Origin of the sequence: Pseudomonas sp. JV449, from assembly GCF_032424295.1 — a bacterium.
In the GTDB taxonomy this organism is placed as follows: Bacteria; Pseudomonadota; Gammaproteobacteria; order Pseudomonadales; family Pseudomonadaceae; genus Aquipseudomonas; species Aquipseudomonas marginalis.
Map to the genome: position 1 here is coordinate 243,328 of NZ_VYKD01000028.1, position 14,097 is coordinate 257,424.

Consider the following 14,097-nt stretch of genomic DNA (forward strand, 5'->3'; position numbering starts at 1 on the left):
TGAGCCATAATTCATGGCCCACCTCTGGTTGACTAACGGTTAACGCGGACCACCGCCTGGGCCACCGCCTTGACCATGACCACCACCGCCGTGATCACCACCCCCGCCACCGCCCGGCGGCATGAATATCCAGCAGCCCGACAAGGTCGACAACAGCGCGACAACAACAGCCGCCTTGGTTAGGTAATTCAACTTCATGACAACGCTCTCTGCTTTACAAGGTTGGGTGTACGTCAAGTAAGACCTCGGTAAATGAAGTCCGTCATGAGTTTCGTGTAACGTCTTGGTAGGGTTTGTGTTGGGGTGGATACACGTCATTCGTTGATGCGAGTAAGGCCAACTTCGCTACCTGATCAGCACCAAAGGGAGAAGTAGATGAAAGAGTTGATACAGGGCCTCGATGGACCCAGAACTGCCCAGCAGGAATTGTTTTATGACCTGGAAGATGCAACTGCAGTCATTGGCTGGTCCGTGGTTGAACTGACAGCCCTGGCAAACAGCAGCAGGACGCCGAGTGAGGCGTTGGCGCTAATGAAGATCGGCACGTTGCTGGCAACTCAGCGGGATAAAATCGCCAGGTACGCGGGTGAAGTGAAGGCGCAGCGCATCAGCAGGTCAGAGACTGGCGCTGAAGATAGAGTTCAGTACGCTCAAGAATGAGGGCCTCGACTCGGAAATCGTAGCCAGCCCTCGATCTTTACGTCAGCGAATAGTGCGAGCCAGCGGGAGCCGACTCGATCAGGTCATTCGACAGCAGCGTCAGGTTGAGCGTTTCTCGTCGAGATCATGTAGTTTTTTAACACCCTTCCCCGTCTTCCGCTCGTATTGATGATGAAAAAACCAAACGACCAAAAGTAGCATCGCCAGACCAAAAATGAATAGCAGCAGCTCTATTGCGGGACCTTCGTGTGAAAACATTTTCGTTCCTCATCCTGAAGTAGCGTGACTTGAAAACAGCCACAACCGAAATTATTCGTAACAATACGAACATTTTCAGGGTAGTCGCCAACACGGGCCATGACAACCTTAAAAGCCTCCTGACCCTTGATCTAGAAACGTCACTCGTCGAAAAAACCTTCGAGCGTGGGAGGGACACGGCACAACGCTGTACACAACGGGAAGGGAATGGCGCCTGCACAGGCGGATGCGGAGGAAGGTAGATCGGCCTGCTCGAGAGGTTGGCACCCGGGCCTTTTCTTCCGCCCAATAAAAAACCCCGTAGACGTTAATCTACGGGGTTTTCAAGAGTGGAGGCCGAGGTCGGAATCGAACCGGCGTAGGCGGATTTGCAATCCGCTGCATAACCATTTTGCTACTCGGCCTCAAACGATCAATGCCCTTGCCACTGGCATTCACCGTATAAAAACTTGAGTGGGCCATAGAGCCCTGCCTCTACTCTAACTCATTGAATACATTGAAGTTTTTAATGCTTCGTTGCGTTCGATGGGCGCCATTATGTACTCATTTGCTTTTGCCTGCAACCCCTTGATTTCAAAAATATTTCGTATTGGCATCAAGGGGTTGCGCGTCTGCCCTACTCCTTGATGAGCTGCTGCTGGTACTGCGGGTCGGCCTTGATCTGGGCGTCGGTGAACGGCAGTGGGCGGAGTTTTTTCTGCGCGAAGGCTTGGGTCTGGTCCTTGGCGTAGGGGGATGCCGGGTTGCTGGACAGGGAAAACGCGAGCACGCCCTGGGCGTGAGGCCCCTGGTCGTCGAAGGTGACGATCTGCAGGTAGCTGCTGCCGCTGACCACTTCGCGCTTGCCGTCGGCCCGGGGCACGGTTTGCATGGCGTTGTAGATCCCCAGCGCTTGCGGGCCGCCGTGGATCGGGGTTTGGCCGCTGACCTGGATATCGCCCCATTTGCTGTCGGCGTTGAGGCCGAGTTTGGCCACGGCTGCGCTGGAGGCCAGCATGGCTTCGCGCAGGGCCTTGGCCACGGGGGCGCGCTCGATGGCCAGGCCCCGTGGGGTGGTCAAGGGTTGGGCCGGGTCGAACGCGACGCGCCAGGCATCGGGGAGTTGCTGCAGGTCTTCAACCAAATTGATGAAGTGCACCAGGCCCAGGCCGCTGTCGAGGTTGGCGCGTCGGTCCCAGTCGTTGAGGCTGGTGCACAGCGACTTCAGCGCAGTCGCGTCGGTACCGAGGTATTTGGCGCAGAATTCCAGCAGGTCGGGCATGACCTGGCCGGCCAGGTACACCTCGTTGTCCATGACCATGTTTTGCAGGTCGGCGACGCTGATCGGTCGCGCCTCCAGGGATTGCAAGCGTTGCAGGGCGAAGCGTGCGCGCGGGCCGAGGCCGATGTGGTCCTGGCTGATCACCGGGGAGAAGCCGGTCAAGGGCGCCTTGGGGTTGGCCAGCCACGCCGAATCGTTAGAGTGCTGCACGTAGTCGCTACGCTCCAGCTGCGGCAACTGGTCGGAGGGGAAGATGCCGGCCTGGGCGGCACGCGGGTCGACGTCCCAGGCACAGGCACTGCGGGCACCGTCGAGCATGATCATCTGCAGGCCTGCACGCGGGTCGCTGCATTGCGCCAGTTTGGCCGCGCTGACGTTGGGCACCACCGACAGGTTCATGTACAGGCTCTGGCCCTGGTCATCGGCGGCCAGGGTATTGACCCACGGGATGCCTTGCAGGGTGTGCACCGAGGTTTGCAGGTCCTTGAGGCTCGTGGCACGGTTCATGGCGTACCACTGTTGCAGGACGCGGTCGTTGCCCAGGTTGGCATCGCGCAGGCTGAAGGCGTGGTGAGTGTCCCAATCCAGCTTGCCGGGCCATTGCACCACGGGGCCGAACTGCGAGCTGTAGACCGAGTGGGTTACCGGCGTCACGCTGCCGTCCGCTTGCCTGACCTGCACCGTCACCGAGGTTTTCTCCAGGGGGATGGATTTTCCATCCAGCATATAGCGCTTGGAGTCCTTGGGATCCAACGTCAGGCGATACAGGGTGAAGTGCTTGGACGTGTCCACCGTATGGGTCCACGCCACATGCTGGTTGAAGCCGATATTGATCACCGGCAGGCCGGGCAGCGCGGCGCCCATCACATCCAGCTGGCCGGGGATGGTCAGGTGCATTTCATAAAAGCGCATGCCGCCCACCCACGGGAAATGCGGGTTGGCCAGCAACATGCCACGGCCATTGAACGAGCGGTCGCGGCCCACCGCCACGGCATTGCTGCCGCGATCCAGGCTGAAGCGCTGTTGATTGGCGGCGGCCAATTCGAATGCCTTGGCGCTGGGTTGCACACTCGCGGAGGCCTGAGGCGGCGCGGCGCCGACCAGGGCTTCGGCGAACTGGCCGACACCGCCCTCCACCAACAATCTGCGGGTCAATTTCACCAGGTCTTCAACCACCAGCGGCCGCACCCAGGCCGCCTGGCACTGGGCGGGTGCGCCCTGCTCTTTCAGGTAACGGTTGTAGCCGGCCACGTAGCCTTGCATGCGCTGTTGGATCTGCGGGCTTTGCGTCTTCCAGAAAGCCGCCACCGCGCCCGGTGTATTCAGCCAGGTGAAAAACACATCGCTGGCCAGGTTGTTGCGCTCTTCCAGGGTCGACTGCTCGGGGCCGAAGTACCGGGCCCGCTCGCCGTTTACGGTAACCAATTCATTGGCCAGCAGGCACAGGTTGTCCTGGGCATAGGCATAACCGATCCCCAAGCCCAGGCCACGCTCGTCATTGGCGCGAATATGCGGCACGCCGAAACTGGTGCGGCGGATATCCGCCGACGCCTGTGTTGTCGATTCCCGTGCTGTTGCAGCCAGGCTCGCCCCCAGCAACAGCCCCGTCACGCACACCTTGGCCAACCCGTTGGAAATAATCACACAGACTCCGCAGTCAAATTGAACACCCTCACAGGGGTAACCACCCCACCGTAAAGACGCAAAAAACCGGGAGAAATTTAACCCTGGAGCGGGTTTATCCGAGGCGCTGCAGATGTGACAAAGCCGATACCGACAAATTTTCTACATCACACCCTTCATGATTTTGCACGCTCGTTCGTCTTATTGACTAAGAGCGCCATCATTTTCCTGATCAGGCTCTGATAAGGAGTTTTTGCATGTACAACCCGCAAGTGCCCACGGACGGACATTCACCCGCAGCCGACAGCCAATTTGGCAACGGCGCCCAAGCGTTCGGCAAAACCCCCGAACAGCAAGGCAACCAGCGTATTCGCCACCTGCTCAAGTGTTTCGGCCTGCGCACCAGCCTGATCCGGCTGAAGGTCATCGACGCCCTGCTCACCGCCGCCGACAACCAGCGCACCCTGGGGGTACGTGGCGTGCACAGCCATTTGCTGGAGCTGGGGATCCCGTTGTCGTTCCTGAGTGTGCGCGAGGTGCTCAAGCGCCTGTGCAGCGAAGGCGTGATCACCCTTAACGCGGATAAAAGCTACAGCCTCCATGAAGAGGCTGCCAAGGTACTCGACGCTCGAAGCTGAGGCTGACCTTAAAGCTTGACCTTGCGGCGCATGATGCCGTTGATCACCACCACGACGACCGCGACGGCGATGGCGATGGTCTGGAATGTCTTCTCACTGATAAACCCGATGTTCTGCAGGTAGGACAGGCCAAACATCGTCGCCAGTACCGCCAGGGCGATCAGGATCGAGTATTTCAAGCGTTGCTTTTGGGTCATGACGGGTTCCTGAACCGGAAGAATGTATTCACTGTGTATCGCCGAACACGCCAGGCACATACCCGGCGACGGGATGCACGGGGTCGACAGGGTCTTATGTTACAGGTGATGAAAAGCTTTGGCTCCTCCGGTGTGCCGCTCACCCCGACGGCGGTGGGCCGCCGGGCTCAGGCCATGCCTTCACTGGCTCCCCCCATGCACCCACCGCTGATGCAACCCGCGTGCAAGCGCATCCAGGGCAAACCCCAGCAGCCCGATCAGCAATACCATCGCCATCAGTTCCGAATAGGCCAGGCGATCACGGGTATCCAGGATGTAGTAGCCAAGCCCCGCGCTGACCCCGAGCATTTCGCACGGCACCAGCACGATCCACAGGATCCCAATGGCCAGCCGCACGCCAGTCAGCACGTGCCCCACCACGCCGGGGATGATCACCCGGCGCAAGGTTTCCCAGCGCGTGGCGCTCAGGCTGCTGCTCAACTGCAGCCAGCGCGGGTCGAGCTGGCGCACGCCGGCGGCGGTGTTGAGCATGATCGGCCACACCGCAGCAAACGCCAGCAGGAAGTAGATCGGTTGGTCCCCTACCCCCATCAGCATCACCACGATGGGCATCCAGGACAGCGGCGAGATCATCCGCAGAAACTGGAAGGCCGGCGTGGTCGCCGCTTCCAGGTTGCGCGAACTGCCCACCAGCAGCCCCAGCGGCACCCCCACCAGCAAGGCCAGGAACAGCCCGACGAAGATGCGCTTGAGGCTCACGACAATATGCAGATACAGCTCACCGCGCCCCAGCAATTCCCACAGGCTGCTGAAGGTGGCGGCCAGCGAAAAGCGCGCCGCCAGGCCGCCCCCATCGCCCCACACCTTCACCCCCAGCCACCACAGCAACAACAGGCCGGCCAGGCCACTCAACCCGAGCAACCAGCCCGGGACTCTGCGGTTGTTCAAACGCCAATCTCCTCGGTCCGCTCAAAGCCCTCGGGCAAGCCGAAGGTGCCCATGCCGCCCACCGCTTCGATGGCGTTGCGCACAAAGCGGTCATCCACCAGATCCTTGGCGACAAAGGCCGGGTCCAGATCGGCGAGGAATTTCTTGTCCCCCTCGATCAGCGTGTCCTTCAAACGTCGCACCAATTCCTCGGTGTAGCTGGGGAATGGATAGGGCTGGAAGTCGATGCGGTGCTCGTCCCAGTCGGCATGCCGGATCGCGCCATCGGCCAGGTAGGCCGCGCGGTCGGCAGCGGCTGGCGCCAGGACTTTGCTCAACACCGGCTCGGCATGTGGCGTGTAGCGGTTCGGGCCGTCCTTGGACAGCAGTTTCACCGCCTCTGCGCGGTTATCACGGGTCCACACCTGGGCCTTGACGATCGCATTCACGACTTTCTGCGACCACTCCGGGCGATTGTTCAGGTCGTGTTCGTGCATGAACACCACGCAGCACGCGTGATTGCGCCACACGTCACCGGTAAACCGCTGCACACGCCCGACCTTGAGGTTCTCCGCCAGGGCGTTGAACGGCTCGGCGACGATATAACCGTCGATGCGCTGGCTGGCCAGGGCCGGCGGCATGTCCGAAGGCGGCAGCACGATCAGGTTGACCTCATTGGCGCCGATCGCACTGCCGGCAGCACGCGCCACCGGGGTCAGGCCGTTGTCGCGGAACAGTTGCTGCACCACCACGTTATGGATCGAATACCAGAACGGGATCGCCACCGACTTGCCGCCCAGTTGCTTCACCTCGGTAATGCCTGGTGCCACGGTGAGCCCCGAACCGCCCACATGGTTCCACGCCACCACCTTGGCCGGCACCTGGCTGCCATAGCGTGCCCACACGGTCATCGGCGACAGCAAGTGAATCACGTTGACTTGCCCGGAGATAAACGCCTCGATCACCTGCGCCCAACTGCGCAGCAATACCGGGCGCTCGGCCTTGATGCCTTCGGCTTCGAACAGGCCGTTGTTATGCGCCACCAGCAAGGGCGTCGCGTCGGTGATCGGCAGGTAGCCGATGCGCACCGGCGCATCCGGCTCGCTGGCGGCGCGGGCCTGCAGGCTGCTCAGCAGCGGCAAGGCGCCGGCGGCACTGAGGACTGCGGAAAGTTTGAGAAAGTCACGGCGCGAGTGGGTCAGGTCATCCAGGCACATGGCTGGGCTCCAGCAGGTCAAGGGGTTGGGGTTGAGGGCGGCTCGCCTGCCGTAGGGTTTTAAGAATCTCGATGCGCAGCGCGCCGATGGCTTCCACCTGTTCTTCCCGTGGTTGCGGCAGGTCGATGCGCCATTCGCCCAGCGTCCGCGCCGGGCGGTTGCCCAGCAGCAGGATGCGGTCGGACAACAGCAGCGCTTCGTCGATGTCATGGGTGATCAACACCGCCGCCGAACCCTGCTCACGGTTGACCTTGAGCAACAGGTGCTGCATATCGGCACGGGTCACTTCATCCAGCGCACCGAAGGGCTCATCCAGCAACAGCACCTGGGGCTGGCGTGCCAGGCAACGGGCCAACGCGGTGCGCTGGGCCATGCCGCCGGACAGCTGCGCCGGAAATTGCTGGCGGGCGTGCTCCAGGCCAACCGCCGCGATGGCGTGGTCGACGCGCCGGCGGCGCTCATCAGCGCCGAGGTGCGGCTGGCGGGCGAAATCCAGGCCGAACGCGACGTTCTTTTCCAGGCTCAACCAGGGCAGCAGGCTGGGGTCCTGGAACGCTACGGCGACACGTGGATGGGGTCCGTTCAACGGCTCGCCCAACACCTGCACCTTGCCATCCTGGGGCGCCTGCAAGCCGGCAAGCACCCGCAACAGGCTGGACTTGCCGACCCCGCTGGGCCCCAGGATCGACACCACTTCACCGCGCTGCAATTGCAGGTCGAAGCCTTGCAGCACCGGGCCGCCGGCGTACCCCAGGCCAATGCCCCGGGCACTCAATACCACCGGGCTCACAGGTTGGCCTGGCGTTGCAACTCGGTGCGCAATTGCACCAGGCTGGGCGTAACGATCGGCACAAACGCCGACTCCCGCCAGCGCCGCGCAAACCCACTGCCATGGGCCGTGAGGTAGGCCTTGCCGCCGCTGGCCTGCAGTTCCAGCTGCACCGCGCTGGCGGCGGTTTCGGCCAGGCCGATGCGCAACTTGAACAGCGCCACCGGCTCAGCGGCGAAGCGCCCGGCGAGCAGGCCATTCTGCAGCTCGGTCACCAGGTGATCCAAGGTCCCGCGCAACCCTTCGAGTTCTTCGCGCAACACCGTGCGGGCCGCGCCCAGGTGATGGGCGACTTCCGCCAGCGAGCGCCGGGCCAGGCCGATCGACATACCGCACTGCAAACCCAGGAACGCCGGGCGCACGGCCGGCAGGAACTTGCGTGCATCCTCATGCAGCAACCACTCGCGACTCAGCTCGACACCTTCGAGGCCCAGGGCGGCGGTGTTGCTCGATTGCAGGCCGAGCAGCTCCAGATCGCCGGAACGTTGCAAACCCGCCACCGAATCCGGGATCGCCAGGATAAACGGCGCGCCGCCGCTGGCATGCTCGACCGCCGCCGCCGCGACAAAGCCGTTCTTGCGGAGGTTGGTCACCCAGTGCAGGCGACCGTTGAGGGTCCAGCCATGGTCGTTCGGCTCGGCGCTGATCTGCAGCGTCTCGATGCCCGACAGGAACTTCATCGCATTCGACAAACCGGTCGCCCCCGCCAGCCTGCCGCTGAGCAGGTCCGGCAGCAATTGCTCGCGCAGCCGCTCATTCGGGCTCTGCAGCAAATACTCGATAAACGAGCGCTGGCCCCAGCACACAAACGCCGCGGCCAACGAATGGCTGGCGACATGGGCGATGGCCTCGACGGCGCCGGCCACATCGCCGCCCAAGCCGCCGAAGGCTTTTGGCACACCGATACGCAGTATGTTGGCCTCTGCCAGCCGTGGCAGCACTTCCTGGGGATCGCAACTGCCCACATCCAGGGCCTGCGCTTGAACATCGAGCCAACGGCTCAAGATCGGGTCAAGCATTCATGTTTCTCCTTGTCAAAGCGGCAGGGCCATCTGCCCTTCAGCTGGCCGGTTTTTCCCAACGGTATTGCGCCAGCTCCGGGTTCAGCGGGGTACGGGCAAACACGTTAGCGAAGTTGCACAGAGTTGCCAGGCTCACCCCCAAAATAACTTCCAGGGCCTGGCCTTCGGTGTAACCGGCGGCGCGGAACGCGTCGAAACCGGCATCGCTGACATCGCCACGGGTGGCAATGACTTCCCGGGTAAAGGCAGCGAGTGTCTCATAACGGGCATTGGGCAATTCGCCGCGCTGGCGCAGGGCGTCGATCACCTCTTCCGGCAGCTTGGCCTTGTTGCGCGCCACGGCGGTGTGGCCGGCGACGCAGAAATCGCAGCCGTGGGTGGTGGCGGCAATCAACTGCACCACTTCGCGATCGGCCAGGCTCAGCTCGGCCTTGGCGTTCAGGCCCGAGACGGTGATGTAGGTTTCCAGCGCCGCCGGGGCATTGGCCAACACGGCCAGCAGATTGGGGATGAAACCCGAGGCTTTCAGCGCATTTTCCAGCAGCGGCTTGGCGGCGGGTGGCGCGGTTTGCGGGGTGAGCAGCGGTACACGGGACATGGAGCGGTCTCCTGAGGGGTCGTGTATCCAGTCTGTTGGTTATAAGAAATCCTCTCAATAGGCTAAAGTAGCGATTACTTGCTCTTGAGTCTTTCCATTAGATGAATTCTTCCAGTGCCCTTGTCGATTGGTTATTAGACAGCCTCGAACTCAACACCAGCCTGTTCCATGTCGGGCGCTATTGCGGCGATTGGCATGCCAGCACCCACGGCCTGGCGCGAGCGAGTTTCCACCTGATCGTGCAGGGCGAGTGCTGGCTGCATATCGCCGGCGAACCCACGCCCGTCGAGTTGAACAACGGCGACGCGGTGTTCCTGCTCCGTGACCTTGAGTATCGGTTGTCCGGAGCAGCCACGGCGGCCGGCGCGCGGGAGTGTCCGCGACGCCCGATGCTGCCCCTGGACAACGGCGCCAGCGACGGCGTGGGGCTGGTGTGCGGGTTCTTTCACTTCCAGTCGGGCTTGTCGGCGATGATCGTCGATACCCTGCCCGCGTGGATCGTCCTGCGGGCCGGCGACCCCTCGCTGACGGCCGCCCGCAACCTGTTCGAGCTGATCCTGCAAGAGTGCCAGCGCGACCCGGCGCCGTCCGCGGCCTTGCTCGAGCGCCTGTGCCACCTGCTGTTCCTGTATGTACTGCGCCAGCAAGTGCTGGATAACCACGCACTCGGTGGCCTGGCCGCGCTGGGTCGCCAGCCGGCATTCGCGAACCTGCTGGAACACTTGATCGCCCGCCCGGCAGACGCCTGGACCCTGGAAAGCATGGCGGCCTGCACCGGCTTGTCGCGCTCGGCGTTTTTCAAGCGCTTCACTGAATTGTGCGGGCAGTCGCCCGGCCAGGTGCTGCTGATGATGCGCATGCGCCACGCCTGCCAATTGTTCAAGCAGGACCAGACGGTCGCGGATGTCGCAGTGGCGGTGGGTTATCAGTCTGTGGCGGCGTTTACCCGAGCCTTCCACAAAGTGACCGGGCAGCAACCCGGCGCTTATCGCAAGGCCCAGGCCTAGCGTTGCAAACCGGTGCCCGGCCGACCACACAGCTCAACCAGCCAATCCACAAACACCCTCACCCGCTGTGACAACTGGCGATGGGGCGGATACAGCGCCGTCAGCGCCATTTTCGGCACCGGCAACTGCGCCAGCACGGGCACCAGGCGGCCCTCGGCCAGTTGCCGCATCGCATGATAGTGCGGCGCCTGAATCAGGCCATAGCCGGCTTCGCACGCAGCGAAATAACCATCGGAGCTGTTGACCGCCACGCGCTTGGGCAACTGGATCGAGTGCACGGCGTTGTCGACCAGGAACTCCAGGCCGAACCGCTTGCCACTGGCCGTGGAGACATACTCGACCATCTGGTGATTGGCCAGGTCGTCGAGGCCCGCCGGTATGCCCATGCGCTCCAGGTACACAGGACTCGCCAGGGTCAACTGGTCCATCATTGCCAAAGGCCTGGCCACCAGCGACTCATCCAGGGCCGGACCGCCGCGCAGCACGCAATCCACACCTTCGCGGATCAGGTCCACCGGGCGGTCGTTCAGGCCGATGTCCAATTCGATCTGCGGATAGCGCGCGGTGAACGCCGGCAACGCGGGAATCACAATCAAGCGCCCGATCCCCGAGGGCATATCCACGCTCAAGGTGCCGCGTGGGTTCTGGCGGCGGGTGGAGAACACCGCCTCGGTTTCCTCCAGGTCGGTGAGCAACTGTACGCAACGCTGGTAATACGCAGCGCCGTCCAGGGTCGGGCTGACCTGGCGCGTGGTGCGCTGCAGCAACTGCACGCCCAGGTGCGCTTCCAGTTGCTTGATCAGGATGGTCACCGACGCGCGCGGCAGTTGCAGGCTGTCGGCGGCCTTGGCAAATCCACCCAACTCGACAATCCGGGTAAACACACGCATGGCGTTAAAACGATCCAAGGGCCGACTCCAGGAGGATTATTTAGAAATTACCAATAGTGATAGTGCTTTTAGCCGGTTTATCCAGGTTTTGTCGAGGGTAACAATGGCGTCCTACCTCATCAGGAGCTGCACCCATGCACACTCGTCAACTCGGTAAGAACGGTCCCCACGTCAGTGCCATCGGCCTCGGCTGCATGGGCATGAGTGACTTCTATACCCCCGGCACCGACACCACGGAGGCCACTGCCACCCTGCATCGCGCCTTGGAGTTGGGCGTCAATTTTCTGGATACCGCCGATATGTACGGCCCCCACACCAATGAGCAACTGATCGGCAAAGCCATTGCCGGCAAACGTGACCAAGTGTTCCTGGCGAGCAAGTTCGGCATTGTGCGTGACCCGGCCAATTCGGCGGTGCGTGGAGTGAACGGTCGCCCCGAGTACATTCGCGATGCCATCAACGGTACCTTGCAGCGCCTGGGCGTGGACACCCTGGACCTGTACTACCAGCACCGAATCGACCCGCAGGTGGCCATCGAAGAAACCGTCGGTGCCATGGCCGAGCTGGTGCAGCAAGGCAAGGTGCGTTACCTGGGGCTGAGCGAAGCATCCGCCGCCACGCTGGAGCGCGCCCATAAGGTGCACCCGATCAGCGCCCTGCAAAGCGAATATTCCCTGTGGAGCCGCGACCAGGAAAGCAACGGCTGCCTCGCGGCCTGCCAACGCCTGGGGATTGCGTTTGTGCCTTACAGCCCGCTGGGCCGAGGTTTCCTGACGGGCGCACTGAAAAGCCCGGAGGATTTCGATGCCGATGACTACCGCCGCGCCAACCCACGCTTCCAGGGCGAGAACTTCGCGAAGAACCTGCAACTGGTCAAGCAGGTTCAAACCCTCGCGGCAGACAAAGGCGTCACTGCCGGGCAACTGGCGCTGGCGTGGGTGTTGGCACAAGGCGACTTCATTATTCCGATTCCTGGCACCAAGCAGCGCAAGTACCTGCAGGAGAACGTGGCGGCCGTGTCGATCCGACTCGGCGCGGCTGAACTGGCGGCACTGGAGAGGATCTTTCCGGCCGATGCAAGTGCCGGCCTGCGCTATCCCGCAGAGGTGATGGCCATGCTGGATATCTGACGGCCAAGCTCAAGGGGCACCCGGTTTGCGGTGCTCCGACGCCAACACGTTTAGCACTAAAGCCCCTCCGGGGGCGGGGAACCTTCTCAGTCGGAGTTCCACGTAATAGCAACCCTGATACGTAATCAGGGTGCCCTTACACGCACACCCAAGAGGACATGCCGATGCTATCTGCACTTGCCCATTCCCTGACATCCGGACTCTACGCCCAACTCCCCCAGCCTTTCGCTGAAACAAACGCTTCGCACTTCACCCCTCCCACCGACCTGACGCCAGGCATCGTGAACCGCCGCACCCACACGCTGCTTGTCGACGGTGACACCAAAATCAGCAGGGTCGTTGACTGGAACCCAGATGACCTCAAGGGACCGAAGATCCTGACCAGTTATCTCCACGTGGAAACCGGTAATGCCGCCGACCGTATCCACGTGCGCAGTTGGTCGGTGGACAAGCTGCAGATCTTCATCAACGATAAACCGCATTTAGTCGATATCAATACAAAGGAAAGAAGCGAGCACGAGCTTTTCATCGACAGCCACGGCGGTGACGACACGGTCATCATCGACGATGACGTCAAGCTTCGCGTGAGCGTGAAAGGCGGCGACGGCAACGATTATCTCCAGGCGGGCGGAGGTCGCAGCAGGCTTTTCGGAGGGGCTGGCAACGATATCCTGCAGGTGGGCAGCGGCCTGGGTTATGCCGAGGGCAACGACGGCGATGACACAATCATGGGAGGTCCCGGCAATGGCGTAATGTACGGTAATAAAGGCAAGGACCTGCTCATTGCAGGCTTTGGCCCCTCCACCAGGCAGACCTATCTGGACGGTGGCGACGACAACGATGTACTTCTTGCAGGCAGCGGACATACCGTTGCACATGGGGGCAATGGCGATGACGTCCTTGCAGGGTACGAGCGCACGACCTTCTACACCGGCAAAGGAAACGACACTATCTGGAACAGCCAGCCCAAGGACCTTATCTACGCCAAGGCCAGGGATGGTTTCGACCGCACCAGGGGTTCGACTTTCACCGAAGTGAAGCCAAGCAATGCCGGCAACCTGGGATTCAGTGTAGAAACTCCCCCTGAGACCCCGGAGGAGGACGCACAGGCTTTCAAGCAGCGCGTCGCCGACGATTTTGAATTTCTGCGCAGTTCACCCATAGGGCAACAAGCACTCAAACAAATGGATGAGCTCGCGGTGGCAAATGGCGGCAAGGTTACCATCAAGCCGATCGGTAACGGCGGTACCCAATACGTTCCTGGCAGTAGTGAACTGGATGAATTGACGCCCGAGGAGCGCGAAAGCGCAGAAGCCGGAACCTACGGGCATATCACGGATGGCGTTCCCGGTTTCCGCGTCACTCGCGGCATCATTCACTATGACCCGCCATCTATTATCGAAAACGCCGAGCGTACCCACACAATCGTGCCCGTAACCGGTCTCGCCCATGAGATAAACCACGCCTACACCTACGCAACCGGTACAACCGAGCATGGGTACACCCGCGAAGCGCCGGGGGACGACGGCCTTGTCGAGAATGGTGAACGTCAAGTCATCGGTTTACCCTACGTTGAAGAACCTTCCGAGGACGGCACCCCTCCCTCGACATCAGCGCGTGTAACCAATCCGAAACACTTCACCGAGAACGCCCTGAATGCAGAAATGGGCAAACCCTTGAGGCAGTCCTACTTATGGACACCCAGCCCTCAAGGTCGCGGCGAGTGATACAGCGCCGGCAAGCCAGGCATTGATTCGATAAGCGGTAATCCCCATGGCGAGGCAACTGCTGGCCTCGCCATGTTAAAAACCTGATTTGGCACCTCCGTACCTAAAGCTCT

General features: G+C 61.7%; 14 protein-coding genes and 1 tRNA gene. 5 read left to right on the forward strand and 10 right to left on the reverse strand.

The genetic code is table 11. The features are described from left to right. Positions 1-39: 39 nt before the first annotated feature. Positions 40-198 (reverse strand): hypothetical protein, encoded by a 159-nt coding sequence (locus F6S08_RS25145; protein ID WP_162844265.1) that lies wholly within the window; start codon positions 196-198, stop codon positions 40-42. Between the two features lie 177 nt (positions 199-375). Here F6S08_RS25145 and F6S08_RS25150 point away from each other — a divergent pair, with 177 nt between their 5' ends. After that, on the forward strand, positions 376-660 hold the full coding sequence (locus tag F6S08_RS25150; protein ID WP_065927382.1) for a hypothetical protein: 285 nt from the start codon (positions 376-378) through the stop codon (positions 658-660). Positions 661-1,248: 588 nt separating this feature from the next. Here F6S08_RS25150 and F6S08_RS25155 read toward each other — a convergent pair. Then, positions 1,249-1,322: transfer RNA gene (locus tag F6S08_RS25155), tRNA-Cys, on the reverse strand. A gap of 212 nt (positions 1,323-1,534) precedes the next feature. Beyond that, entirely contained in the window at positions 1,535-3,823 is a 2,289-nt protein-coding gene (locus tag F6S08_RS25160) for an acylase (RefSeq protein WP_315872480.1), read from the reverse strand. A 236-nt stretch (positions 3,824-4,059) separates the two neighbouring features. Between F6S08_RS25160 and F6S08_RS25165 the strand changes: the two genes are divergently transcribed. Further along, the gene (locus tag F6S08_RS25165; RefSeq protein ID WP_065927339.1) at positions 4,060-4,440 is read left to right on the forward strand and encodes a fe2+ zn2+ uptake regulation protein; all 381 of its coding nucleotides are present in this window, start codon (positions 4,060-4,062) and stop codon (positions 4,438-4,440) included. Between the two features lie 8 nt (positions 4,441-4,448). On the opposite strand, the gene F6S08_RS25170 is transcribed toward F6S08_RS25165, so the two are convergent. The 6 genes from F6S08_RS25170 to F6S08_RS25195 form a co-directional block, all read right to left on the reverse strand. Further along, positions 4,449-4,637: a hypothetical protein gene (locus F6S08_RS25170; RefSeq protein ID WP_027606724.1), complete on the reverse strand. Its 189-nt coding sequence runs from the start codon at positions 4,635-4,637 to the stop codon at positions 4,449-4,451. A gap of 180 nt (positions 4,638-4,817) precedes the next feature. Further along, positions 4,818-5,585, reverse strand: a complete 768-nt coding sequence (locus tag F6S08_RS25175; protein ID WP_065927338.1) for an ABC transporter permease — start codon at positions 5,583-5,585, stop codon at positions 4,818-4,820. Continuing rightward, a complete protein-coding gene (locus F6S08_RS25180; protein WP_065941680.1) occupies positions 5,582-6,781 on the reverse strand; it encodes an ABC transporter substrate-binding protein in 1,200 nt (399 codons plus the stop codon). Before F6S08_RS25180 ends, F6S08_RS25175 begins: the two co-directional genes overlap by 4 nt. After that, on the reverse strand, positions 6,768-7,571 hold the full coding sequence (locus F6S08_RS25185) for an ABC transporter ATP-binding protein (RefSeq protein WP_281113500.1): 804 nt from the start codon (positions 7,569-7,571) through the stop codon (positions 6,768-6,770). The genes F6S08_RS25180 and F6S08_RS25185 overlap by 14 nt, the downstream gene beginning before the upstream one ends. Further along, the gene (locus tag F6S08_RS25190; protein WP_315872481.1) at positions 7,568-8,629 is read right to left on the reverse strand and encodes an acyl-CoA dehydrogenase family protein; all 1,062 of its coding nucleotides are present in this window, start codon (positions 8,627-8,629) and stop codon (positions 7,568-7,570) included. Before F6S08_RS25190 ends, F6S08_RS25185 begins: the two co-directional genes overlap by 4 nt. Before the next feature lie 40 nt (positions 8,630-8,669). Then, positions 8,670-9,230 carry a carboxymuconolactone decarboxylase family protein gene (locus F6S08_RS25195; protein ID WP_027606729.1) on the reverse strand — a complete coding sequence of 187 codons (561 nt, stop codon included), beginning with the start codon at positions 9,228-9,230 and terminating at the stop codon, positions 8,670-8,672. 101 nt (positions 9,231-9,331) lie between these two features. Here F6S08_RS25195 and F6S08_RS25200 point away from each other — a divergent pair, with 101 nt between their 5' ends. Further along, on the forward strand, positions 9,332-10,237 hold the full coding sequence (locus F6S08_RS25200) for an AraC family transcriptional regulator (protein WP_027606730.1): 906 nt from the start codon (positions 9,332-9,334) through the stop codon (positions 10,235-10,237). Here the strand turns inward: F6S08_RS25200 and F6S08_RS25205 are convergent. Further along, a complete protein-coding gene (locus tag F6S08_RS25205) occupies positions 10,234-11,145 on the reverse strand; it encodes a LysR family transcriptional regulator (RefSeq protein ID WP_065927332.1) in 912 nt (303 codons plus the stop codon). The genes F6S08_RS25200 and F6S08_RS25205 overlap by 4 nt on opposite strands. Before the next feature lie 116 nt (positions 11,146-11,261). On the opposite strand from F6S08_RS25205, the gene F6S08_RS25210 reads away from it, so the two are divergent. After that, on the forward strand, positions 11,262-12,257 hold the full coding sequence (locus tag F6S08_RS25210) for an aldo/keto reductase (protein WP_065927331.1): 996 nt from the start codon (positions 11,262-11,264) through the stop codon (positions 12,255-12,257). A 164-nt stretch (positions 12,258-12,421) separates the two neighbouring features. Then, complete coding sequence (locus F6S08_RS25215) at positions 12,422-13,984, forward strand: M91 family zinc metallopeptidase (protein ID WP_315872482.1); 1,563 nt, start codon at positions 12,422-12,424, stop codon at positions 13,982-13,984. Positions 13,985-14,097 lie beyond the last annotated feature (113 nt).